Annotated in this window: 22 protein-coding genes; 2 read left to right on the top strand and 20 right to left on the bottom strand. The window is 35.3% G+C overall.

Annotation, left to right across the window (positions count from 1 at the left end; all coding sequences use genetic code 11):
* Positions 1 to 11 precede the first annotated feature (11 nt).
* From DWZ63_RS05030 to argC, 12 genes are all read right to left on the bottom strand, one after another.
* Positions 12 to 818, bottom strand: a complete 807-nt coding sequence (locus DWZ63_RS05030; protein ID WP_055941939.1) for a YlmH/Sll1252 family protein — start codon at positions 816 to 818, stop codon at positions 12 to 14.
* A gap of 332 nt (positions 819 to 1,150) precedes the next feature.
* On the bottom strand, positions 1,151 to 1,744 hold the full coding sequence (locus tag DWZ63_RS05040; RefSeq protein ID WP_022013206.1) for a cell division protein SepF: 594 nt from the start codon (positions 1,742 to 1,744) through the stop codon (positions 1,151 to 1,153).
* A 14-nt stretch (positions 1,745 to 1,758) separates the two neighbouring features.
* The gene (locus DWZ63_RS05045; protein WP_055941945.1) at positions 1,759 to 2,451 is read right to left on the bottom strand and encodes a YggS family pyridoxal phosphate-dependent enzyme; all 693 of its coding nucleotides are present in this window, start codon (positions 2,449 to 2,451) and stop codon (positions 1,759 to 1,761) included.
* Positions 2,452 to 2,566: 115 nt separating this feature from the next.
* Positions 2,567 to 3,964, bottom strand: a complete 1,398-nt coding sequence (locus tag DWZ63_RS05050; protein ID WP_022013204.1) for an HlyD family efflux transporter periplasmic adaptor subunit — start codon at positions 3,962 to 3,964, stop codon at positions 2,567 to 2,569.
* A 403-nt stretch (positions 3,965 to 4,367) separates the two neighbouring features.
* On the bottom strand, positions 4,368 to 6,707 hold the full coding sequence (locus DWZ63_RS05055; RefSeq protein ID WP_172794143.1) for a DNA internalization-related competence protein ComEC/Rec2: 2,340 nt from the start codon (positions 6,705 to 6,707) through the stop codon (positions 4,368 to 4,370).
* A gap of 81 nt (positions 6,708 to 6,788) precedes the next feature.
* Complete coding sequence (locus DWZ63_RS05060) at positions 6,789 to 7,757, bottom strand: GerMN domain-containing protein (RefSeq protein ID WP_055941951.1); 969 nt, start codon at positions 7,755 to 7,757, stop codon at positions 6,789 to 6,791.
* 177 nt (positions 7,758 to 7,934) lie between these two features.
* Positions 7,935 to 9,368, bottom strand: a complete 1,434-nt coding sequence (locus DWZ63_RS05065; RefSeq protein ID WP_055941954.1) for a HAMP domain-containing sensor histidine kinase — start codon at positions 9,366 to 9,368, stop codon at positions 7,935 to 7,937.
* Between the two features lie 34 nt (positions 9,369 to 9,402).
* Positions 9,403 to 10,089: a response regulator transcription factor gene (locus tag DWZ63_RS05070; protein ID WP_022015386.1), complete on the bottom strand. Its 687-nt coding sequence runs from the start codon at positions 10,087 to 10,089 to the stop codon at positions 9,403 to 9,405.
* A gap of 21 nt (positions 10,090 to 10,110) precedes the next feature.
* Positions 10,111 to 10,839, bottom strand: a complete 729-nt coding sequence (locus DWZ63_RS05075) for a helix-hairpin-helix domain-containing protein (protein WP_055941957.1) — start codon at positions 10,837 to 10,839, stop codon at positions 10,111 to 10,113.
* A 281-nt stretch (positions 10,840 to 11,120) separates the two neighbouring features.
* The gene (locus DWZ63_RS05080) at positions 11,121 to 12,302 is read right to left on the bottom strand and encodes an aspartate aminotransferase family protein (RefSeq protein WP_055941960.1); all 1,182 of its coding nucleotides are present in this window, start codon (positions 12,300 to 12,302) and stop codon (positions 11,121 to 11,123) included.
* Between the two features lie 95 nt (positions 12,303 to 12,397).
* The gene (argB, locus tag DWZ63_RS05085) at positions 12,398 to 13,318 is read right to left on the bottom strand and encodes an acetylglutamate kinase (RefSeq protein ID WP_055941963.1); all 921 of its coding nucleotides are present in this window, start codon (positions 13,316 to 13,318) and stop codon (positions 12,398 to 12,400) included.
* A gap of 134 nt (positions 13,319 to 13,452) precedes the next feature.
* Positions 13,453 to 14,493 carry an N-acetyl-gamma-glutamyl-phosphate reductase gene (argC, locus tag DWZ63_RS05090; RefSeq protein WP_022015390.1) on the bottom strand — a complete coding sequence of 347 codons (1,041 nt, stop codon included), beginning with the start codon at positions 14,491 to 14,493 and terminating at the stop codon, positions 13,453 to 13,455.
* A 499-nt stretch (positions 14,494 to 14,992) separates the two neighbouring features.
* Here argC and DWZ63_RS05095 point away from each other — a divergent pair, with 499 nt between their 5' ends.
* Complete coding sequence (locus DWZ63_RS05095) at positions 14,993 to 16,219, top strand: argininosuccinate synthase (RefSeq protein ID WP_055941966.1); 1,227 nt, start codon at positions 14,993 to 14,995, stop codon at positions 16,217 to 16,219.
* Positions 16,220 to 16,390: 171 nt separating this feature from the next.
* On the opposite strand, the gene DWZ63_RS05100 is transcribed toward DWZ63_RS05095, so the two are convergent.
* From DWZ63_RS05100 to DWZ63_RS05125, 7 genes are all read right to left on the bottom strand, one after another.
* Positions 16,391 to 17,122 carry a histidine phosphatase family protein gene (locus DWZ63_RS05100; protein ID WP_055941967.1) on the bottom strand — a complete coding sequence of 244 codons (732 nt, stop codon included), beginning with the start codon at positions 17,120 to 17,122 and terminating at the stop codon, positions 16,391 to 16,393.
* Positions 17,123 to 17,238: 116 nt separating this feature from the next.
* On the bottom strand, positions 17,239 to 18,150 hold the full coding sequence (locus tag DWZ63_RS05105; protein ID WP_055941971.1) for an SseB family protein: 912 nt from the start codon (positions 18,148 to 18,150) through the stop codon (positions 17,239 to 17,241).
* Between the two features lie 34 nt (positions 18,151 to 18,184).
* Positions 18,185 to 20,920, bottom strand: a complete 2,736-nt coding sequence (locus DWZ63_RS05110) for an alkaline phosphatase family protein (RefSeq protein WP_055941974.1) — start codon at positions 20,918 to 20,920, stop codon at positions 18,185 to 18,187.
* Positions 20,921 to 21,169: 249 nt separating this feature from the next.
* Positions 21,170 to 22,018 carry a YhfC family glutamic-type intramembrane protease gene (locus DWZ63_RS05115; RefSeq protein WP_022015395.1) on the bottom strand — a complete coding sequence of 283 codons (849 nt, stop codon included), beginning with the start codon at positions 22,016 to 22,018 and terminating at the stop codon, positions 21,170 to 21,172.
* 51 nt (positions 22,019 to 22,069) lie between these two features.
* Complete coding sequence (locus DWZ63_RS15640; RefSeq protein WP_156335799.1) at positions 22,070 to 22,234, bottom strand: hypothetical protein; 165 nt, start codon at positions 22,232 to 22,234, stop codon at positions 22,070 to 22,072.
* Positions 22,235 to 22,330: 96 nt separating this feature from the next.
* Positions 22,331 to 23,566, bottom strand: coding sequence for a flagellin lysine-N-methylase (fliB, locus tag DWZ63_RS05120; protein WP_118498959.1), 1,236 nt, complete (start codon positions 23,564 to 23,566; stop codon positions 22,331 to 22,333).
* Positions 23,567 to 23,568: 2 nt separating this feature from the next.
* Positions 23,569 to 24,081: an NUDIX domain-containing protein gene (locus tag DWZ63_RS05125; protein WP_055941979.1), complete on the bottom strand. Its 513-nt coding sequence runs from the start codon at positions 24,079 to 24,081 to the stop codon at positions 23,569 to 23,571.
* 395 nt (positions 24,082 to 24,476) lie between these two features.
* Between DWZ63_RS05125 and DWZ63_RS05130 the strand changes: the two genes are divergently transcribed.
* Complete coding sequence (locus DWZ63_RS05130) at positions 24,477 to 25,397, top strand: precorrin-6B methylase (protein WP_118498961.1); 921 nt, start codon at positions 24,477 to 24,479, stop codon at positions 25,395 to 25,397.
* A 210-nt stretch (positions 25,398 to 25,607) separates the two neighbouring features.
* On the opposite strand, the gene DWZ63_RS05135 is transcribed toward DWZ63_RS05130, so the two are convergent.
* Positions 25,608 to 26,117 (bottom strand): YqeG family HAD IIIA-type phosphatase, encoded by a 510-nt coding sequence (locus tag DWZ63_RS05135; RefSeq protein WP_022015399.1) that lies wholly within the window; start codon positions 26,115 to 26,117, stop codon positions 25,608 to 25,610.
* Positions 26,118 to 26,214: the final 97 nt, after the last annotated feature.

Below are 26,214 nucleotides of genomic sequence, written 5' to 3' on the forward strand. Positions count from 1 at the left end.
TTTAATACCTCCTAAATGTACTGTTTTACTATAATATGATAACGCCCTTTTCTGGTAGTATTTTCCGAAGTTTCTATCAGATATTTTCCAAAACCTCTGACTGTAAGTATATCACCATCTTTTATTTCTTTAGCGTTTTCCGTAGAATTTCTGCCATTTATATACACATTTCCTGCTCTTATATGTTCAAGACATTGAGAACGCGAACTTTTTAATGCAACCGCTGTAACAGCATCAAGCCTTAATGAAGCAACACTTCCGATTATTTCTCTATATTTTGGTGTAGAATCAATTTCTGTCATTGCGACTGCTTCACAATAAACTGTAGTGTGCTTTATACTTGTTATTGATTCTATAAGTTTTTCTTTATTAGATTTGCAATAAACATATGCAACGCAGGCTTTTGAATATGAATCAGCTTCTTTCACGACTATATCTCCAACCTGATTTCTTTCAATACCAAGATTCATAACCGCACCTAAGAAATCACGATGTGTCAGCTTATCACAAAATTTATTATTAACCGGTGCAATTTTTATACAGGATATTGGGAAATCAGCTTTTCTAATATCAATGTAATCGTTTTCAGGTAAAAAACATAACATCTGATACATTGCTCCATCATATCCGCCATATGTGATGAGTTTATTCTCATACATATCAGGGCGTACCTTATTTTTATCCAACAATCTATAACATAGTTCAAGTCCATTTAATCCGACAAAATCGCTAAATATCGGAATTCCTCTGTTATATGCTGTATTATACATATCCTCGAAATGATTATATAATATCTGTTCATCTTTTGATAAATGCATGGCATTACCACCTAATTCACTTTACCCTGGTATTATCCGCACTATATTTGCATAATCAAGGTGGATTATACCAGAAAATATTTACATACTGCCTGTAAATACGATAATACTATCAAAATTATATATGGGCTTATGTCAACCTTTATACACTTTAATATTGAATGTTTTACCAGATACCTTACAGGACATAATAATGGTTTCATCAGATTATCAAGTATATTATTAATGAAACTGCCCAAAGGAATTATTCCTCTGAGCATATATATAAGATTGATTATCATAAGAATGATAAAAAACAAATACAATGTATATACCAGATAATGCTGCATTGCTTAAAACTCCTTACTAAGTGTTGGAATACTTATTCCCTCATTGTTTTCTGCAACATTTTTTATGTAATCACCTGATATATCAATAGTTTTTGGCGAGAAAATAAAAATATATTTTGAAATCTGACGCATATTTCCCTGGATTGAAAAGATACATCCCGATACAAAATCCATTATACGCTGAGCTTCCTCAACATCAATCCCCTCAAGATTTACGATTACAGGCTGTCCACCAAGAAGAATATCACATACTTCCTGTGATTCACCAAAATTTGCAGGTTTAAATATACATACCTCAACATCACTTGCGGATGTTCTTATAGGCACAACTTTGCTTTGAGCAGCACCTTTTGAAGTGTTTTTTTTCTGTGAATATTCAGGCTCATTTTCATAATCATCCTCATAATCATCATAAGGTGTTCTTGAAAAACTTCTTTTCTCTTCACGCCTCTGCTCTTTTTTTAAACGCTTTTCCTCTTTACGAAGTTCTTTATCATCGACATCACTTTCATATGGATCATCGTAAAAGTCATCGAAATCATCATCTCCCAGTTTAAAAAAATTTAAAAAGCTGCTTACCTTACCCTTTTCACCCATTAGGCTGTCCTCCTTTATATTGAATAATTTCTTTCACCAAAAATTCCGGTACCCACACGTACAAGTGTAGCTCCTTCCTCAACAGCCACCTCATAATCTCCGGTCATACCCATCGAAAGAATATCCATGCTAATATTATCAATGTTTTTAGCTGCTATGTCAACAGATAATGCCTTTAATTCTCTGAAAATATTTCTGTTTTCTTCAGCATTTTCGACAAATGGTGCTATCGTCATCAAGCCTTTGACTCTCAAATGTGGAAGTTTTGCAACATCTCGCACGAGTTTTTCTACTTCGTCTGTTTTAAGACCAAATTTTGATTCTTCACACGCCACATTAACCTCTATAAGAATATCTGAAACGAGATTTTTCTTCTCGCTTTCTTTTTCAATCGCTTCTGCAAGGTGCAGCGAATCTACGGAATGTATGAGAGTTGCACGGCCTACAACATATTTTACTTTATTTGTCTGAAGATGACCGATAAAATGCCACTTTATATCATCAGGCAGTGCATCATGTTTTTCTTTCATTTCCTGTGCTTTATTTTCTCCGAAATCCCTCTTGCCGGCAGAATATGCTTCTTCTATCATTTCCATAGGTTTTGTTTTACTTACAGCGATCAAAGTAACTTCATTTCTGTCTCTGCCTGCTCTCTCACACGCGGCAGTTATCTTTTCCTCCACCTCTTTAAGATTTTCCTTAACCATTTATTATTACCTCCATATTGCGATATTTATTTTAATACCATCAGTCAGACAGCATAGCGTATTGTAAATATCCGGCTGACTTCTAATTTTAATATACACTTTTATGTACTTAATGTCAGATTATCTCATCTTCTTTAACAAGATTAGGATTAAGAATTATATGATCATATATCTGCAGACCGTATATTGTATCTTCAGGTACAATGGCATATTCGGAATTTGAATATGTTATATCAATCCTTTTAAAAGTACAATAGCCATTATTACAATAATATACCCCATCAAGTCTGGCTGTCCTTGTCAAACTCAGCTCACTTCCATTTGCAGAGACATCTGCCACTATGATGTCACCTACCGAAAACAATCTGGCATCGATATAACATCTGTTTTTTTCATCTTTATAATAAACCTTAGCTTTTTTAAATGTATTATGCTGGTTTCCATGCTTGTCATATGTTTTAAGCATTACACCTGTACTTCCATCATCGCCACCATTTGTAATATATTCTTCAGGTACCATATAAAATTTCTTTTTGATTATGGAAGATACCGGTATCTTAAGTCCGGCTGCTTCATTAAATTCAAGCTGAATGTCAAGATATCTGTTATCAATATAATTTATCATGTCTTTGGTAAATTCCAATTTTGCATAATATTTTGATTTTTCCGTAAATGTCGTAACTGATGGTGTAAACTTGTTATTGTCTTTTTTTATAACTACATCTATACTGTCTTTATCATAAAGCTTCTTATATTGCTTCTTTGTAAGAGGTATGACAATTGACCAGTTATCACTTGTGATAAGTTTATATGCCGTATCGCCCTTTGATATTTCTTTCTTTTGTCTTAACTGTTTCCACTTATCTGTTGTATCAGAGAATGTTTTCTGATTGATAGAATCAATATCAAGCTTTTCAAGTCCATCTGAGCAGAATGAAATAATTCCGGTTTTTCCTGATTTAATCATTTTCAAAGATGAAGATGAATCATTTTTTAATATCCGTTTTGCTCTTTTTAAAAGCCCATTGGTCGTCATTTTCAAAAGTGAATTGTCAAGATTATACCTGAAATTTGTAATTCCACTATAATCAGAAAAGTTAAATGAAGCCCTGTATTCGGCAATATCTGCACGAATGGTCTTAGTATCTTCATCAGACAACGAATAATTGTCTGCACCCTCTTTATCTAATGAATCATTAAAGCCACCTGTTCTGTCAACAGAATAAATCGTAGTATTTACTCCGATTCTTGCACCCTCACCTACATAATAATTAATATACCCGGAACTTTTAGCCTTGATTAAGTGCTCATCTCTTAAAATAACACCTCTTATCGTATCATCATCAGCAAGTTTATTTTGTGTCACTTCGTATATTGAAATATTATCCTGATTTAGCGATTGCACAAACAATACTATGATATATACCGAAAACAAAATAAGCATAATTCCAGTCCATGGGTTTTGGCGTTTTTTCATTTTTATGATATTATTTCGTGTATTTTTTCCAGCCAAAATATATCCTCCCATCGTCACATTCAACTTAATATATTATATTAAAATTTGAATGGATTGTCTAGTGTATGTTAAACCAAAATTTAACAGTTAGTAAACAGTTCAGCCATAAAAAGATAATTGGCAATACAATGAGCTTGTTCATTGTATTGTTAAGTACCTTTTTATGGTAGAATAGCCTTACATTTATGAAATGAAGTAAACACAAGCTGCATAGCAGCGACTGACAGCTTGCTGGCAGGTTTACGAATGTAATAAATGAAGGGCTGGACTGTTACAACAGTTAAATTTGCATATTAATCCTCATTTCTGCACACGTTTTTTGTGCATATTAAGTTTGTGTCAAGTGTGCGCAGACACAAATCTTGTGTGCGAAAAATCTTGCATATATGGATTTTTCACACTACTCTTCAAAATTCAAAGCACCTTCTACATCTGTTCTGTATATTTTTGTTTCTATATATTCAAGTTTTTTTAGAAGTTCACTGTGAGGATGCCCATATCTGTTGTTTTTTCCACAGGATATGATGGTTTTTTCAGGCATCGTTCGTCTTAAGAATGCCTCTGTTGTCGAGTTTTTACTGCCATGATGTGCAGCTTTTAGCAAAGTATATTTTTGTGGAAAATTTTCAAAGTCAGAATTCAATATATCAAGCACCTTATCTTCTCCATCTTTTTCAAGATCCCCGGTGAGAAGAATACTGTTATTTTTGTGAACTATACTTAATACTGCCGAATAAGCATTTGCTGAATCGGTTTTACAGCCATTGTCCGGATGAACACAGGTCATTGTCATATCACCATCAATAATCTTGTCATAGGTTTTAACATACCTGACTTTATTACAGTTGTTTTTTGCAAGCCTAAGTATCTGATAATAAGCTTCATCTTTAAGTTCATTGTCAGGGTTTGGAAGCAGAAAATTGTCTATAGTTATCCTATCTGCGTTTTTTTGCTCAAATATTTCAATAATTCCTGATATATGGTCGCTGTCAGAGTGTGTCATTATACAGTAGTCTATTTTCTCTATGCCATAATACTTAAGATACGGTGTGATGATATATTTTCCGACACTGTCTTTGTCCGAACTTCCGCCGTCTATCATATAAACTTTTCCGTTGTCATTTTTAATAATGATACAGTCACCTTGTCCTACATCCAGAAAACAAATGTTAAACCTGTCATTTTGAGGAGGTATCAGCATAAAAACATACAACACCATAAAAAGCAAAAATGTATAATGTGATATTTTTGAAATTTCTGCCGAAAAAGATAACAAAACAGAAGAAAATCCTGCATCAAAATCCTTTTTAATATATATGTAATCTTTCAGATATTTTACAGCAAAAATCAAAGTAAATGAAACCAGATAAAATATAAATATTTTAATAATACTCGGTCGTCCCGTAACAATATGATGCATTGGCAGTTTATTAAATAGCTCGCATACCCCATCATAAAATTTAAGTATAAAATAGGCTCCGCCAAGCATAAATTTTCCAAGTGGCAAAAAAACTATTCCCAAAAGACCGCCCAAAGCACTAATTATGACAAGAAATGTCGAAAGTGGAACTATCAAAAGATTTAAGACTATACTGTATGATGGTGTCTGGAAAAAGCAATATAATATCACCGGCAGTGTAAAAAACTGTATCGAAAAACTCACCAGCATGGATTTTATAATCTCTTTTTTTATGTGCTGTACCAATCTTTCTTTATTATTATGTTTAAAATCATTTTTGCACGCGAAAATATCATCCCTTAAAAATGGATAAAAATAAGCTATAGCAATAATCGCACCATATGATAATAAAAAACTGCATGAGAAAAGAGACATTGGCTTTAATATGACTATAATAACCGCACTTACAGCCGTTGCAGACAGCATATCATAACTTCTTCCGACAAATCCGGCAAACAAAGCAATGACCATCATAATGACCGCTCTATTTGTTGAAATTCCAAATCCCGTCATAATGCCATAAAGAAGCAGCAGCAACACGGTAAGTGTTATTGAAAGTTTATCGGGCACTTTCAATAATGTAAGCAGCTTATTAAAAGCCATACATAAAACTGTTATATGCAGTCCGCTTATTGCGAGAAGATGTGACATCCCGTTCTCACGGTATAACTCTTTTACCTCTTCGTCGAGCATACTCTTATCACCAAGAAGCATAGCAGATACCGTTCCGGCTTCTCTCTCAGGCATACAATCGGCATAGATGTTTTTCAGCCTGTCCCTAAAATCATACAATATTTTTTTCGGGTGATTATAGTTTCCGTCCAAGACAACAATGTCACCAATATCGCAAGCTGCAGAGTAAAAGATTTTTTTCTCGCGGTAATACGCTTTCATATTAAATTCTCCGGGGTTTGTTGCACTTTTTAATTCCATAAGAGAAGCATTGCACTTTATCTTATTTTCGGGATTGAGTTTAAGTTTCTCTTTGCCGTTCGACTTTTTTGCATAAATGATAATTGACGGTAAATCTTTATATTCCGTCGTCCTGCCATCAAATTTCAGTCTTACATTTTTTAATATTATGCTCACTGTTTTTTCTTTTGAAACTGCAGACTCAAACTCTCCGTAAATAATTGTTTCTATCCTGCTTTTGTTTTTGAACATATCATCAAGATAATATTGTTTTTTATAGATTCTTTTTTGTGAAATGATATTAAAAGCTGATATTATTATAATAAGAATAACGGCAGTCCACACAGCCGGTCTTCTTATAATAAACACCTCCCTGTTTTGTCGTTTTTGCATATTTATTGTTAAACATATATTCGCAATCCGCTTTGCTATTTACTTATAACATAATTTTTATTTTTTCTCTTTTACAATGTCAAGATTTCTTTCAAACGGTTCTCCGAAACTCATACTCTCATTATATTTAAGTACCTGCTCACCATCAATACTAAATTGTACTTTATTTACATTTGGCAGTTCTATAAGAGTATTTACGACGGAATAAATAGCAACCATATCAGTTATATCATCCTGTTTATTTAAAAATTCTTTTGAAAAATCCACATAACAGGTTTTCTCTTTAACAGTAACCTTATTTAATACTGTTCCTTTTGGAACTGTAGGCAATACCTTATTTTTGTTTACTCCATCAATAGTATATGGCCCGCTTATAAGCTGTTCTATTGCTAATTGTTCAAGTGGTATCGTTGCATCATAAGTTATATTGACTGGTACTATAACAAGTGATTTACCCGTTTCATCCGAGAAATACATATTTAGTGTCGCTTTCTGTTTATAATCACTTACACCGCCTGTATTATCAATAAATGAATCTGCTGTCATAATACCTACCGGCTCCATATTTGAATCGGTAATCGGCTGTCCTGCAACATAAAATTGTATGCCTTTTATTCCTTTTACCTGCGAAAGCGTTTTTACGATAGCAGCTCTTCTTAATATTTCTGAAACACCGGTATAATTTCCGTACGCAGCATTAAAATATAATGAGAGTTCTCCTGACGGACTTATATTAAAATTATCGACTTTAACATCATCAGGAATGGCTTTTTTCATATTAATATTATCCGGCTCACGCTGTAGTTTTCTGATAAATTTTTTTATGGATTTAGCTGTTTTATCTTCGGATGAAATATTACACTTTTCATACATGACTTTCTTTTCGTTTGCATCAAGACCGTAAACATAATAACCTTTATATGTTTCTTTTTTTCCACATGATGACAGAGAAAAAATAAGCACAGCACATATGCATATGCACATGGCATATATGGACAATCTTTTTGATAAAATCATATTATTCATACTTCTTCTCCTTAAATCAAATTTCAAAAGCAAAATATATTGTATTTACGATTAAAGTTTTGCTAACACTGTAACAGTTCAGCCTTTCATTTCTAACACTCAGAATACATCGTTTTTTATGACTGCAATACCACTAAATCTCGCTGTAAGATATTAACATAGTCTGAAAACTATCATTTATTGTATATAATTCAACGGAATCCTTACGGTAAATGTAGTACCCTCTTTTTCTTTGCTGTAAACTTTAATAGAACCTCTGTGCAAAAGTATTACACTCCTTGTGATTGCAAGACCAAGTCCTGTTCCACCTGTTGCCCTTGACCTTGCCTTATCTACCCTGAAAAATCTCTCAAACACACTGTCAAGTGAATCTTCAGGAATTCCAACACCTGAGTCCTGCACCGTGACATAGAAAAACTTGTGGTCGGCATTTAATGTCACCTTTACCCAGCCATCATCGTAATTGTATTTTATGGCATTTTCAATAAGATTATTTAATGCCATTGAAAGCTTGACTTCATCCACATCTGCCATAACCGGCCTGAAACTCTCAAAAATAAGTTCAATATTTCTTTTTCCGGCAATAGGTCTGAGGCGTTTTAGAAGCTGCTCTATCAGATCATTGATGCTGATATTACTTATAATTATATTTGCGGTATTCTGATCCAGCTTAACCATTGAAAGAAGATCGTTGATTATCTGGGTCATTCTCTCTATTTCTGTCGTTATGTCACCTAAAAATTCCCTGTATATTTCTTCGGGCATTCCCTCCTGTGAAAGAAGAGAGTCAGACAGAACCTTCATCGATGCAAGCGGAGTCTTTAATTCATGTGATACATTTGATACAAATTCCTGTCTTGAGCTTTCCTGATTTTGTATTACTTCTATCATCTGGTTGAAAGAATCAGTTATTTTGTGAAGTTCTGAATAGCCGTGCATATCAAGTTCGACAGCCATATTTCCCTTTGATATCTCATTGATAGAATCCGTAAGTTTACTCAACGGTTTTGTAAGGAAAATTGAATATACAAATGAGATAAGCAGTATCACAAGCACTATTGCACAGACTGCAAAGATAACTTTTCTTGTTACAGCTTTTGAAGTAAGTTGTATATTCTTTGTAGAGTAGCTTATGATGATTGCTCCCGTAGTTTCATTTGTAACAGGATCTACTATCGGCATGGTAAGCTGCATATATTCGCCAAGATTGTTTATATACTTGTTCTGGTCATCTGAAAAACACTTTACAACCTCTGTAGATACCATGGTTTTTCCATTTTCGATATTGTAAGTATCTCTTATAACTTTTAAATCTTTGTCAACTATAATAATACGCCCCTGATAGATATTGGCAATTTCCTCCGTCTCATTTTCAACATCACTTGATTCCTGAGTTGACAGATAACCTGATGATGTGACAAGATTTGATATTACCGTTCCGTATGACTGCAATTCATCTGTACGCTGGGAGATTAATTGTGAGTTATATTCATTTGTTATTAAATTGACAAGAAAAATAATGGGTATAGTTCCCACGCATAATAAAATCAAAAACATCTGTGTTCTCATCCCACGCAGATTGTATATAAAATCAGACCATAACTTTTTCACTGCAGCCCCCGTATTTAATTTTTATTTTATTGCATTACTTTTGAAAATAATAACCGACTCCCCATTTAGTATGTATATACTTAGGATTGCTAGGTGTATCTTCGATTTTTTCCCTGAGACGTCTTATATGAACATCAACAGTACGCACATCACCCGGATAATCATATCCCCATACAGTGTTTAACAGTTCCTCACGGCTGTAAACTTTGTTTGGATGAAGCATGAGAAGTTCAAGCAAATCAAATTCTTTTGCCGTAAGGTTTACCTCTTCATCATTTATGTAACCTCGTCTGCTGTCAAGATCAATGCTAAGTCCGTTGTAAGAATAAGTCTTTTGAACTTCCGGCTGCTCTTTTGATGCACTTCTTCTTATTATTGCTTTTATCCTCGCCTTAACTTCAAGAATATTGAAAGGTTTCGTGATATAATCGTCAGCACCGTACTCAAGTCCAAGTATTTTATCCATGTCATCACCTTTTGCAGTGAGCATTATGATTGGGACATCCGAAAATTCTCTTATGTGCTGGCATACTTCAAAGCCATCATGTATTGGCAGCATAACATCGAGCAGGATAATGTCATATTTATTGTTTGTAGCAAGATCTATTGCCTCCTGTCCGTCATATGCACAATCCACATCCATTCCGTCCTGTTCAAGACTGAATCTGATACCTTTTACAATGAGTTTCTCATCATCTACTACCAATACTTTCTTTGCCATGTCCATCCTTCTTTCCATCTATTATACAGATATTTTATTTTTTATCTTATTGAAAATCCCCTGCTTGATACCTGGTATTTTCATAATATCTTCTATACTTTGAAACTTTCCATTTGACTGTCGGTATTCTATTATCGCATCTGCTCTGCTTTGACCTATTCCTGACAGGGAGGTAAGTTCACCTGCCGATGCAGTATTTATGTTAATAAGAGTATTCTGACTTTCTCTTTCTGAACTATCAGTATTTTCATTATCTGTAGTTTTATCCTGAAAGTTATCTCCGTCAGTTGTCTTTGAAAGCTGTTTTCTTTTAACCTGTTTTAAAGTCGGTATCGTTATCTGCTCGCCATCTTCTAAAACCCTTGCCTGGTTTATCGCTGTTCTGGCAGCCCCCTTTTTAAAGCCTGATGCCGCATTTATTGCATCATTTATACGGCTTCCTGCTGTAAACTTATACACTCCCGGATGCTTTACTGCACCACATATATACACGACAACCTGTGACTGTCCGTCACTTTTTTTATCATTGAGATTATCTTTACCAGACATTTTGTTATAACTTTTTTTGTCTGATGAAGAAATACAGCCTGTATTTTTTGAAGAAACATATTTTGTATCGTCTGAAGAACTATACTCCGTATCGTCTTTATATACAAACTTTCCAATGGCATCGGAATTTATATATGCAAATCCTGACAATAAAATAAAAAGTCCGCATATTATCATAATTATTTTTTTATTGTTTTTCATAAACTTCCTCCTGAATATTAAGATTGTATCTGTTCATACCAAAATCAAAAATAACATTCCAAAATTTCAAAAGGAGTTTTAAGTTTTTATGTAAAAAAATGCCAGTGTGCTGATTAGTTTATCATTCTAAGCAAAACCTTAACACACTAGCAATATTTTAAACAATTTGTAACATTATTACAATAGATACAATGAACAAAAATCATTAAATTTTTCTTACTTTTTTTGATTACTATGTTTCTTTATGTAGTCAGGCCGCTATTAGCAATAAACATATAGGATTACTCGTTAGTGCTAAACACTTCTTCGAGTTTTTCACACATAACATCTATATGCTCTTTTTCTACAACAAGAGGTGGTACAAATCGTATAATGTTTGTTCCGGCTGAAATAAGGATAACACCTTTTTTCAGCAATTTAGAAACTACATCCCCAGCCGGTCCGTAAAGTTCCATGCCCATCATAAGACCTTTTCCACGCACATCCTTAATCTTATCAGGAAACTTATCTTTAAGTACATTAAGTTTATCTTTAAGATAAGGTGCAATCTCATTTACATGGTTAAGTATGCCGTCTTTTTCAAATATCTCAAAAACCTTACATACTGCTGCAGTTGCAAGAGGATTTCCACCATAAGTGGTTCCGTGATCTCCGGGACACATTGCATCAGCAACTTCCTTTACAGCTGCAAATGCACCTACCGGCACACCGCATCCGAGAGCTTTCGCAGATGTCATAATATCAGGTTTTACACCATAATGTTGATATGTAAACATCTTTCCTGTTCTTCCCATTCCACACTGTATCTCATCAAATATAAGTAATATATCATTCTCATCACAGAATTTTCTAAGACCGTGGATAAACTCATCTGTTGCAGGGTAGATACCACCTTCTCCCTGAAGTGTCTCGAGGATAACTGCACAGGTATCTTTTGTGGCAAGTTTCTTAACGCTTTCAAGATCATTATAATTTGCAAATGAAACTCCGCCGATAAGCGGCTCAAAAGGCTCACGGTAATGTTTTGTTCCTGTAACGGAAAGTGCACCCATACTTCTTCCGTGGAAAGAATGATTCATTGCTATTATCTCACCCTTGCTGTTTTTATCTTTATTGTAAGCATATTTTCTTGCAAGTTTTATCGCACCCTCTATAGCTTCTGTTCCTGAATTTGTAAAGAATACCTTATCCATCCCTGATGCTTTTGACAGATACTCGGCAGCCTTAATCGACGGCTCTGTAAAATAAAGATTTGAAACATGGATAAGTTTGTCTATCTGGTCTTTTAATGCCTGTTTATACTCGTCATTACTGTAGCCTAACGCCGAAACGGCGATGCCTGCACCCATGTCAAGATATTTATTGCCCTCGTTGTCAAAAAGGTACATTCCCTCGCCCTTTTCAAAAATAACGCTTCTGTTGTATGTATGTATAAAATGCTTGTCAGCTTCCCGTAAATTCATAATTTACCTCCTGTTTTGTTATAATCAGCTTGCAATCTTTTTATAATCCACCCATTGCAAAGCCTGACAACTGCTGTCAAATATTCAAATAAACTTTATTGCTCAATCTCGTTTGAATAGTAGCCGCTGTCATCACCAATGATAGCTGTACCGATACCTTTCTTTGTAAAGAACTCAAGCAACAGACAATGCTCGCGTCTTCCATCAAGGATATGTACTCTGCCTACACCTGCATTTACGGCATTGATGCAATTTGTAACCTTTGGAAGCATACCACCTGAGATAACTCCTGCTTCGATAAGTTTATTTGCTTCATTAAGGTCAAGAACCGAGATAAGCGAACTGCTGTCGTCGGGATTCATACATACACCATCTACATCTGTTAAGAATGCAAGTTTCTCAGCCTTTATCGCACCTGCTATGGCACAAGCCGCATCATCTGCATTTATGTTATAAGTCTCGCCTGCATCATCCATTCCTATAGGAGCAATAATAGGGATATAGTCATTATCAAGAAGTGTCTCAAGAATCTCAGTATTCACATGTTTTATATCACCTACAAAACCAATATCTTTTCCGTTTGGCATCTTCTTGTCAACCCTTAACATTCCACCATCTTTTCCACAGATACCGATAGCTTTTACGCCAATCTTTTCGACCATCTGAACAAGATATTTGTTAAGGCGGTTAAGAACCATCTCTGCGACTTCCATAGTCTCTCTATCTGTCTTTCTGAATCCCTCTATGAACTCAGTCTCTTTTCCGACTTTGCCTATCCACTTGCTTATCTCTTTTCCACCACCGTGAACGATTATCGGACGCATACCTACAAGCTTCAAGAGAGCAACATCTTTTATAACACTCTCCTCAAGCTTTTTGTCGAGCATCGCACTGCCGCCATATTTTACTACTACTATCTTATTATTAAAATCTCTTATATATGGAAGAGCCTCTATAAGAGTCTCAGCTTTTACTGTAATCTGATCCATATATTTTTCTTTTTCTTCTTCACTCATCTTTTTTCCTCCTGATATTGTGATGTACGCCCGGTATATTCTCAAAACGAATTATTTCTGCTGGATTTCCGAGATACTGCTGTATATCAAAAATTCCTCTCAAAATTCTTTGTTCAGAAGATTCCTAGAGCACATTATGGGAACATAGGAACCATCTTAAGTCCCGTGTTTTCTTCAAGTCCGAACATAATGTTCATATTCTGGACTGCCTGTCCTGCGGCACCTTTGACAACATTGTCAATAGCACCCATCATTATTATTCTGCCTGTTCTCTCATCTATCTTAAAGTTTACATCTACAAAGTTGCTGCCCTCTACCCATCTTGTCTCGGGATAAACATCTTTTTCAAGGACTCTCACGAAATATTCATCTTTATAATACTTGTCATAGACAGCCTTTACTTCCTCATAAGACATTTTCTTTTTAAGAGCTGCGTATGAAGTAGCAAGTATTCCCCTGTTCATAGGCACAAGGTGTGGTGTAAAGTTTATGAGAACCTCTTCACCTGATGCATATGAGAGCTGATCCTCTATCTCCGGTGTGTGCCTGTGTGATGCAACACCGTATGGCTTGATACTTTCATTTACCTCACAATAAAGGTTTGCAACCTTTGCTCCTCTGCCTGCCCCTGATGTTCCTGACTTTGCATCAATGATGATGCTGTTCATATCAATAAGTCCCTCTTTTGCCATAGGATATATTGATAATGTTGAACAGGTAGGAAAGCATCCCGGATTTGCAATAAGCCTTGCATTTTTAACATCTTCCCTGTTCACTTCACAGAGTCCGTAAACGGCTTCTTTTATAAACTCAGGACTTTGATGTTTGATGCCGTACCATTTTTCATATTTAGCAACATCCTTTATTCTGAAATCAGCACTGAGGTCTATTATCTTTGTATTTTTTAATATTTCTTCACTTACAAGTGAACCGCAAAGCCCCTGCGGTGTAGCCGTAAATATAACATCTGCTTTCTTTGCAAGCTCATCCATGTTCTCGCCCATACATTTGTCATCTACAAGCTGAAACATATTTCCAAAAACTTCACTGTACTTCTTATCTATATATGATCTCGAACCATACCACACTATCTCAGCATCAGGATGTTGAAGGAGAATCCTAACCAATTCCTGACCTGCGTATCCTGTCGAACCAATAATACCAACTTTGATCATAAATCATTACCAGCCTTTCCTTATATAATCTAACTGCTATCGTATTATACTCCCCTAATTATAAAAATGCAACATTAATTTATAAATATTCACACGGACCGTAATAAATGAAAGATTGAACTGTTATGTTTTTTATCATTTTCTTTACATTTTCACTTGCATAATTATTCAAACAGATGTATATTTATTAACAGAATATCATTTATGATATGTTTTTTATCAGATTATCAGGATATGTTTAGTCAGGTGGATATTCATAATCTGCGTTGCTATTTGCCTGATAATATTAAATCTGATAAAACTTATTAATCATTTTTTGTTTTTTTTGTAAAAAGTGATTGCACAGTACATACTTTGAGATTATACTTTATATGTACAAGTACAACGAATAATTTATGTATCAAAGATTTGATTTTCGTTGTGCCAAAAAATGTGATGGTGCTTTGCACACCACATTAAAGTAAGAAACTTAAAATAAACTCTAGGAGGAAATTGATTTATGAAAGAAAAAGTAATTCTTGCCTATTCAGGTGGTCTTGATACTACAGCTATCATCCCTTGGTTAAAAGAGACTTATGGTTATGATGTTGTCTGCGTTTGTATAGATGTCGGACAGGAAAGCGAGCTTGAGGGACTTGACGAGAGAGCTAAAGTCTGCGGTGCTGCAAAACTTTATATAGAAGATGTTATTGATGAGTTCTGTGACGATTATATCGTTCCTTGTGTTCAGGCACATGCAGTATATGAAAATAAATATCTTCTCGGAACATCTATGGCTCGTCCTCTTATCGCAAAGAGACTTGTCGAGATTGCACGCAAAGAGGGAGCTACAGCTATCTGCCACGGTGCTACCGGAAAAGGAAATGATCAGGTTCGTTTTGAACTTGGTATCAAAGCACTTGCCCCTGACTTAAAGATTATCGCTCCATGGAGAGATGACAAGTGGAAACTCCAGTCCCGTGAAGACGAAATTGACTTCTGTCGTGCACACGGAATCGACCTTCCTTTTGCAGCAGACAGCAGCTATAGCCGTGACAGAAACCTCTGGCACATCAGCCATGAGGGACTTGAACTTGAAGATCCTTCAAATGCACCAAACTATGATCATCTTCTCGTGCTTGGTACTACACCTGAGAAAGCTCCTGACGAGGGTGAGGTCGTTACAATGACATTTGAAAAGGGTGTTCCAAAGTCAGTAAACGGCAAAGAAATGAAAGTTTCTGATATTATCCGTGAACTTAATACTCTCGGTGGAAAACACGGTATCGGTATCGTTGACATTGTCGAGAACCGTGTCGTAGGTATGAAATCACGCGGTGTGTATGAGACTCCGGGCGGCACAATCCTTATGGAAGCTCATCAGCAGCTTGAGGAACTCATCCTTGACCGTGATACATATACAGTAAAGAAAGATCTCGGAAACAAATTTGCAGATGTTGTCTATGAAGGAAAATGGTTCACACCATTGCGTGAAGCTTTAGAGGCGTTTGTAAAAGTTACACAGGAATATGTCACAGGTGAAGTAAAGTTTAAACTTTACAAAGGTAACATCATCAGAATGGGTACAACTTCTCCATATTCTATGTATAGTGAGTCTATTGCATCATTTACAACAGGTGAACTTTACAACCACAAAGATGCCGAAGGATTTATCAACCTCTTTGGACTCTCTCTCAAGGTTCGTGCCATGAAACAGGGTTCATATGAGAAACTTGACGATAAATAAATCACTTAGTTTGTGCTGATTTTATTTGATAACAAATAATGTAGCCACAGTTAAAAATATTAAAAAAAATTCCTTGAGTTTCTTTTAGTGGAAACTCAAGGAATTTTTTATGTACCGTATCTTTCACAATACTTATCTGTTCTTTATGATTTTTTCTGCTCTGACACTCTGTTACATATCACCATTTGGTGCAAGAAATGTACTTCTCATAAGCTCAGGATATTTCTCTAAATGAGCAAAATCGTTAAATCTGTCAAGATAAAAGCCGTGCTTTTTCTCGTCAAAATGAATCTGTGTTATACTACAATTTTCCAGTGATGTACCAAACATAAGACGCTTTGCGAAATCACCACCAAACAATGCACATAATAATATCCTGATAACTCCACCATGTGTAACTACAGCAATGTTTTGTTTTCCGCTGTCTATCCACTCATGCAAAACCGGCATAACTCTCTCTAAAACCTGAGGACCATTCTCGCCGTCAGGATACCACATCTCTGCATTTGGAACAAAAAATTCGCCGACATACTCATTTACCTCATCGAGTGCTGTTCCTTTCTGGCTCTTTCCCTCCATAAAGTCATTAAGCTGTTCTTCATAATATTCTTTATAAAAACGCTTTACCTCTGAATCATGAACTCCGGTAAGACTTCCGAAATCTATCTCGGCAATACCCGGGCGTATCTTGATATTATCTGCTAACTCCGGACGATCTTTGAAAGCAACCTGTGCAGTTTCGACAGCTCTTTTAAGGTCACTTGAATAAAGTGCATCTATCTTATAATTTTTCATGCGTTCGCCGAGAAGTTCAGCCTGTCTTATACCCTCTGCCGATAATGGCACATTTACATTACAATCCGTACTGTTTTGTCTGCCATGGCGTATCAAATATATAATCATAGTTTATTCTGTTTTTTTCCTTTCTATAGTTCCCATAGCGAATATCTCACGAGAACATACCTTACCCTTTTTACTGATAAATGTAAACAAATTTCTGATTGCCGCCTGCCGTTCTGTTAATCTGCAGTCGCAATATCAATAATGCTCTGGAGTTCCATTCCTTCGTCTGGAGCATCCCCAAGAGATTCAACTTTCTGTTCATCAGTTACTTCATAAAGTTTATTCGGTTCACCATCTCTGCTTTTTATGATTGCAAAATATCTTGATTTCTTTTCAGCAGGATTCCATGCTATAAAGATTGATATAGCCATTTCCGGATACTGTTTATCTGTTGGTGTTGTTATTCTTATAAGCCTTAATGTATCACTGATATTTAATATCATAAAGTCATAATCATCTGCACTATACGGACAATTTTCTGCTTCTGCATATGGTTCTTCAAAAAGTTCTACAATACATTCGCCCTGTCTTTTGCAAAGATCTTCTATATATGTCTCACCCTCTGTATGTATCTTATGAGGGAATACTCTTGACTCCATCTGCTGTCTGATAACGGCATGAAACTGTGCTTCCGTAAGCTGTGGTTTTTGTTCTTCGGGTGTATTTCTTGATACATTCATAACAATATTCTGATTAAAAGGGTTTATAACGGCTGCCGTAATGTCCTCTATTGATGACATTATATCAAGACATGCTTTAAAAGGAAGATTTAATGTGATAGGGAACTTAGGTACACCCTTTCCTTTCTCCATCTCCTCCTCTGATGTAAATACCGGAAAGAACTTTGAGCCATTGTCATTCTGGAGAACACAAGGCTGTGGCTGTGCTCCATCAGGTATAGGTGATTCAACACCGGGATTTTCCATCATTTTCTTTAATATTGCAGGATCTGTATCTTTTGGCATCGTTGCAGGTACATATACAAATGCCTTTCCTAGTGCCTCAGTAAGTTGTGCTGCCAGCTCATTTGACTGGTTTTTCTTCATTTCATCTAATAATTTTTCAATATTACTGTTGTCAGTTGCCATTTCTACCTCCACTTAAGTCTTTTAAACCTCTATTTTATTTGCCAAACAATTTTTCTTTATCAGTATCACTATAATAACCATACTGTAGTATATCATAATCGTCAAGCAGTTTCTTTATATTGTCTGGCTCATCACTTCCATAATTGTGCCAGTTGCCGTCATTATCCATATAACCGTTTACATTCATGACAGGGATAGTCTGAGACACTTTTTCAACATATTTATTGTATGTCGGAAGCTCTATTCCAGCTGCCTTTAAAAGCATATTTTCAAGAGTATTATTGCCAATAACTACATCTGACGCACTTCCTATATCATAATTTGCCCACAGTACAAAAGGTGTCGCATATCTTTTCTGAATATCCGAAATCTCCCACTCATCCTGTTTTTTGCCTAACAGCTCCTCGTAAAATTCTATCTCAATAGAAGGCTGATGATCTCCGAACATACATATGATCGTCGGCTCATCCTGCTTCTTGAAATAATCAATAAGATACTTAAAAGCATTGTCAGACTCTTTCGTCGAAGAAAGATATTCATTTGTTTCCGTATAATACTTGCCTTCAACCTCTACCGGTTCTTTCCAGTTTGTATTTGTAAGATAACCTCCATGATTCTGAATAGTTACATTAAACAAGAATAAAGGCTTACTCTTATCACGCTTGTTATAAAGTTCTATCAACTTTTTATAACTTTCTTTATCACTGATATAGCGTATATACTCAGGGTTTTTAAAGTCATCTATAGATATGAACTTGTCAAACTTCATACTGTTGTAGGTCGCTATTCTGTTCCAGTTCTTAGCACTACTTGGATGTATCGCATCACAATCATATCCGAGAGTCTTTAAATACTGTGAAATCGAATATGTTGAGTCGTGCATAAATTGCTGATAAACATTACATCCACTTGGGAAAAATTTCATTGTATTTCCCGTCATGGCTTCAAATTCAGAATTACTTGTACCAGCTCCAAAAACAGATACATAATCAAGACCTGATATAGTATTATCTTTCATGCTGTGTATAAACTCTAATGGATCTCTGTTATAATTAACTTTTCCTATTTTTGAAAAATCCGCAAGACTCTCATTCATTATATAGATAATGTTAGGCTTTTTGCCATTAAGAGTCGTATTGGTCTTAAAGTCACTGTTTGAGATAACCTTTCTCGATGAAGTCTCCTCTACCGATGTAATATTATCTTTTTTTGTTTCAGCTATTATCTTTTTTGCCTTTTCCTGTGAATATCCGGCAGGTTTTGAAACCTTAAGATAATGCAGGTTTATAAAATAATTCATGTAAAATCCGTTTTTCTGGCATGAACCCACTTTATTCCAGACATCATCAGTAATCTTACACGCCTCAAGAATAGGAGTATTATACATTATACCTATCAAAATCATTCCGGCAAAAACGGGAACAGCTCTTCTTATTATATTAATCTTAAGAGTTTCTTTCGGCTGTTTTTTAATTGCTATCCTGAAAACAAACAAATTCCATATAAAGAATGCCGGAACTATTATAAACTGTGCCGGTGATAAGCTGAATGTATAATGGTCAGCAACCTCTGTTGCAGTCGCCACGCCAAGTATATCAGCCGGTAAAAAAGGTGTTCCTCGTACATTCATAATAAACAGGTTTGCAAGACCGATAGGGAACATCACAAAGTTAAGTATGAGCATTGAAAGTGATGCCCTGCGGCATATACCATATATCAGAAGCTCGATTGAAAACAGTAACAGCCATGTAAACGGCCACACACCCGGACGCATAAGTTCAAGCGAACCGTTCATTGACTCAAGCATTAAAAATACGATAAGCGGATTTAAGACAAATGCCGCTTTTCGTACAATGACAATAAATTTTTTGTGTGCAAGACACCATTTTGCAATGCCTTTAACACTAACTGTATGTTTTTTGCCATACTCCTGTTTTTTATTATGCTTTTTAATATATGCCTTTTTCTTCTTATCATTTTCCTTGTCAAACATTGCCTTTTTAGAATATTTAATCTTGGCATCCTGACTTTTAGTTTTGTCATTTTTCTGCTCACCGTTCCCGGCTGTATTTTCACGCTGTTTTTTCTTTTTAAGTTCTCTTAAATATCTCTTTCTGTAAACAGCAGCCATATCTGATATATGTTCGAAACATAATACAAACAATATCAATATTTCAATCAACATAACAATCAGCGGGTACACCTGCCTGAAACGGTATGTATAACGGATGTTAAGTGATTTTGCATGTGTCTGCATTTTAAGTGTTGACATATAAGTATTTGGATTAGTACGATTTGTCGTATTCAATGTAGGAATTGCCGCATATGAATTTTCCTTAGAACTGCAAGTTATTCTTATACAGCAGGTAACACCCTTAGGAATCGTAACTGTATTATCCATCTTTATCGGATAGTCCTGATTTGCCTTAATCTTATCAACTGAAATATCTGTATTATATACAATATTATTATTTCCATCTGTCATCTGGATATGAAGTGTATCCCCAACATCATTTCTCTCAAATGAACCAAAACTTAAAACAAAACGTGAAAGCACAACCTTTCTGTTAAATGAAAATTTCTGCCTTATTATCTCTTCGTTGTCAATAATTCCTATAACGGCACTGTTTGTATTACCAGCCTCAGTAGTAACTGACTGTTCTGACATAAGAGAACCGGTAAGAAATACCTGTATGCTCAATATAATTATAAGAAGTATTGCAAATACCACCACTCTTTTTTTGTTAAATCTAAAATATCTATATAACATCTTACAAACCTTCCAATTTTTTTTGATTTAAAATAATGCACCAAAATATTTCTGCCTTAAATATCTGAATTTAAAGAGTCAATATGCACCAGCTACTATAATAACTGTATTCTGCCGTTTTTGTCAATGTGTGAACCTTACATGTTTTTTACAAAATTCTTAATTTTTGACATCTGTTTTCCAACAAACTATTTTGACATACCTTCTCAAAAATATTTTACAGATATTTTTAATGCCGCTCACGGTATTTCATCCGAGTTTCTTTCCTGCAATATCAAAATCTTTTTCTTTGCTTACAGTTTTCTTTTTCGGCAGACTCTTATATACATTGTAAGCAAAAATGCATACCACGATAGAATATGCTATTGAAAACAGTTCAGAACCGAGTCTCGGACACACATCCCTCTGGTAAAGTGCCGCCGGTATATTTCCCAACGTATGTAATACTATCGCAATAGCGATATAACGGTTGTTATTAACTTCCCTGACGGCTTTAAACACAAGGACAGACAGTGCTACCTGCAAAAACATTATGAAAAATCTCTGTCCACCTGCAAGCAGGCTTTCACTAAGAGTCATATCCTTTATTGCATTTATAAGTTCCGTCATTGCGGTCTTTGAAGCCTTGTCAGGCAATGTATTTATGACTGTGTCAATTTTATTTTGATTTATAAGCTGAGCATAGGCATAGTATTGAAGCTGTGTAATACCAAGTGCTATTATACACTCAATACCTCCATGTCCAAGACCATATGATATAGCTGTCTCATTATCGTCTGTGTGTTTAGTAAGGAAAAACTTAAAAGCGACAAATCTTCCCGCCTCCTCAAAAACTGCTGCCATCAGACTTACATATAATGCATAAGCAATGGCATTTCCGGTTATAAACTCCGAAATTGGATTTTTAGTATGTAGAAATATCATATTAGGAACAGACTCAAAACAGAAAGTAAACAAAAGAAATACTCCCATGCCCACAAATGACGGAACTATACTTTTTTTAGTCCTTACTTTCCATGCCAGAATAAAGACGAACGGTATCACAAAACCGAGAACCGCCATCTGCATTATCAAATTAACCATACCACTAGAAATCATAATTCACCTCATATTTTTTATTAAAAAGCAAAACGCTGGTTTTGCTCTTTTTTATTTGAACGGATATATATGGTTCTTTTCCATATAATCTACCGATTCAGCCAAATCTTTATACCCTCTGACTTCAACAAGAACAGATGGGGTAATATCTGAACTTTTACACCAGTCATCATAAACAGACCAGTTAAATTTACCACTTCTTACAGGTAAATGCAAATCCTGGTCTGCATACCTTTTTCAAACGAATATAAACATTTTAAAAATATTTAGTCTTATATCTGACTGTTATTTTTATAATAGAATTTATCATTTTTACAGCAGCTTAAAAATATTATCAAGTGAAAATCTTGGATTTCTCTGCATAAGGCTGTCCCACTGTTCCATATTTTCATCGGAGTTTTCGACCTCCCTCACAAACCAATGGGCATATTCAACCTTGTCCTCCATTGTAAGAGTCTTATCATTTTCAAGCCAGCACATAAACCACAATTCCTTTATGATAAGCGTGTTGACAACAGCCATCTTTATCTTGGCAAGAAGTGCTCCGTCATAAGCTGACTGACAGCAGTAAACATATGTGAAATAAAAAAGTAACTGCTCTATCTCAATATCATCCGTGACTGCTTCAAATTCTTTATATGACTCAAGATATTCCTTGTTATCCATCTGCTGCCTTATATTGAGGACACTCTGAAGATACGGAATCCATGTAGGTTTTAATGCTTCCATAGTACAAAGCGTAAATATCATATCGCTGAGTATTTTTTTCTTATCCTCCTCGTCATCTAACATAAACCAGTCAGACTCCTCGCTCTTTTCGATATTTTTGCACATTTTTTCAAATGCATCTGACTTTTTATAATATTTTAATATTTTTTCAATATCCCCTAATTCCTCATCAGTAAAACTATTTTTCTTTGCAAACAGCTTATCTAAAAATCCGGTATTTTTATTCCTTAAACTTTTTGCTCTTATGCGTCTTTCTATATCATGTGATATTCCGAGAGAGAGAGCCATCCTCTGTGAAATTGTAAGTTCTCTGTCCTGCTGTAATTTCAAAAGATTGTCTCTTGTTTTAAGTAAAACATCAAAAAGTTCATAGTCAAATTTCTTGTCTTTATCGCCCGGCTCATCAGTGTCTTCATAAATTATCCGTACCGGCTCTTTTCTCTCCAGAAGCTGTCTGCACGCTATCGGACAGGTTATCGCAAGTGAACGCTCTCTCACATCAGGATATACCTCTTCATGACGCGGATGCGTATAACAAGTCTCACAAAGGTAATCCTCACCAAGCTTAGCAACAATGTCGCAGAGATTGTCCTCGTTTAAAAATTCGCATCTGTTTTCCTCACCGTGTGGACATATATCTCCGGTCTTTTGGTCTATCTTCTCTGCCATACGCTTTCCCAGTTCACCGGTAACATGTTTATACTTTCTAAGTGTTTTTTTGTCAACGGTAATCTGCCATATATGACAACAACTGTCTGAACAGGCTTTTCCTCCAATACAGACAAAATCTTTAAAATAATCAGGATAATAGTAACGCATATCTACTCAAAAGCCTCCTTAATGCTGTCATAATGTAAAAATATTCCCTCATTTGCAAATTCTTTAATTTTATTTACATCGGTTATCATAAAATCTTTTGTCTCTGCATCCTGAAGTTTTATATCTGAATCAGTAAAATCCATTTCAAATCTGTAAACATCTACAAAATAATTATCACCCTCCGACGGATTTTCCCTGTGGTATGAGAATAAAAAGCCGCCTTTGGCACCGTTTACATCAAGCCCCGTTTCCTCAAGGATTTCTCTCTTTATTGCATCCTCTGAGTCCTCTCCTGCCATAGCTGCTCCGCCTGATATTTCCCACCAGCCCGGTGCCCATGCCTTATCCATTGCACGCTTTGTTATAAGAAACTTTCCGTCAGGTCTTTTTATGACACCGAGAACCGTAAGATGGTATTCTCCATCCTCAAGAGACCAGTCATTTCTTTTCATCGTGCGTCCGGTTCTTTTCTTATCTTTATCATAAATATCCCACATTTCAACTTTTTCACTCATTATCCGTATCCTCCGGTTATTTTAATTTTATGCCGGTTAATGTTAAATCACCGGCTATTTTTCCATCAGCTTTGGCAGATGTTTTAAACATTATCAATATTAACCCTAAAAACAGGGTTTATAGCATTACAAATCTGTGGTATAATAGTTCTTAAATTTACAGATATTATACAGCTTTGTAAAATAATCAAACTTACCAATCATGAGAAATTTATACATTATTCATATTTTCTCATGATTACATGATGATGTTTAGGCAGCCACCAGATATAGGTCTGTACATAAACATGCATTGCTATCTACTTTTGACCCTAACATCATATGATTATACTATAAAATTGTCACAAATTAAATATCAATTTTCAAATTAAATATCAATGAGGTGAATTTAAGGTATGGATAATAACACTTTTTCAAATGAAACGATTCTTGCATGGCTTAACTTTTTTTCAAACGGTACACTTATCGACCTTGAACATGTAAAAATTCTTGATATTACAAGAAAAAATAAAAATGTTGTTCCAACAGTCGAAGCCCACAGGACAACACTCGTCTTTACAAAGGCTGGCGATGATGATATATTTTATCGTCTTTGGAACGCAGGACTAGGTGATTGTGAGGTATGGTTTAACGAAGGCAATGTCCCCATTGGCAAAATCTATCACAAAAAGGTTTCCGATATGATAAACCGTGGCATAAATGCATCAGCAGGTATGCTGATAATCAATAAAGCCGCAAGAAATACGGCAAAGATAGGACTTTCAAATGAGCTTTTCCAAAAAGGCTCTATACATTATGTAGGAAGTGAGATACGTTCTATCATTCTAAATAAAATGACTATAGCACCACAGGATAATATCTGTGTTATAAGTGGAGAGAGTATCGCCATAGAAGCAGCTATGCTCGCATCTGAGGGCAATGTTACAGCCGTTGAGTACAGCAGTGCAGACAGAAACACTCTTGAGGACAATATCGAACACTTCTGTCTGCACAATATAAATATTGTCGACCATGTCGATGAGAAAACCATGAAAGACTGTCCCGTACCGGATGTTATTTTTATGGTAGCATCTGCAAGCATGGATCAGGAACTCGATTATTTTATAAGGGTAAATCCAAAAGTCCGTATAGTAATCTATACACTTGATTTTACAGTGGCAGCAGGTATAAAAAATACTTTAGAACCCTTTGGCATAATAAATCCTGAGATAATACAGGTAAGTGTATCAACCTTAGAAAGTAATAATATGTTCAAGCAGCAGCCGGCACCGTGGATAATATCAGCAAAAGTAGAGAGATTTCTGCATATTGTATAATACATAATATATATAAATATTTTCACTATGTTTGATATAAAAATTTTGTATTTAACTGATACCGCAGAATACTATCTTGCCTAATACTTTATATATGGCAGGCAAAAAGAGATAGAAAAGCAATATTATACTATGTTTTTCTATCTCTTTATATTTTTGTATGTTAAGCTGGTTTTGCTCTTTTTTATTAAGCCTTAAACAGTTATTATGCTAAGCCTGAGCCTTTCTTTTTGTCTTATTGTATTCGCCAAGTACTATCTTTTCTAACTTGCGTTTAAGCACTATCTGAATTTCTTCATGCTTTGCTATCGGTTTTACAAGTATTGAATGAATACCTGCTTTATTTGCCCCCCAGATGTCTGTAAAAATCTGGTCGCCTATAAAAAGAGTATTTTCACGGTTTGTTCCCATAATCTCCATACCCTTTTCATAGCCTGCTTTTGATGGCTTTCCGGCTTTATATACATACTCAGACTCTAATGCATCAGCAAGCGGCTTCACCCTATAGTCCTTGTTATTTGATATGATACATGTTTTAAAACCCATCTCCTTGAGATTTTCAAACAACTCGATAGCAGGAAGCGTAACCGGCTGGTCATGCTCCACCAGAGTATTGTCAACATCAAAGAGTATTCCTCGATAACCCTTATCATAAAAACCCTCATAGTCTATTTGGTACGCCGAGTCATAATCCTCACTGGGATATAAATTTTGAAACATTTTATTCCTCATTTCTGCACATATTTTTTAATCAAGTTTGTGTCAAGTGTGCACAGACACAAATCTTTGGTGTGAAAAATTTAAACAATAATAACTA

This window comes from Clostridium sp. AF34-13 (genome assembly GCF_003477845.1).
In the GTDB taxonomy this organism is placed as follows: domain Bacteria; phylum Bacillota; class Clostridia; order Lachnospirales; family Lachnospiraceae; genus Butyribacter; species Butyribacter intestini.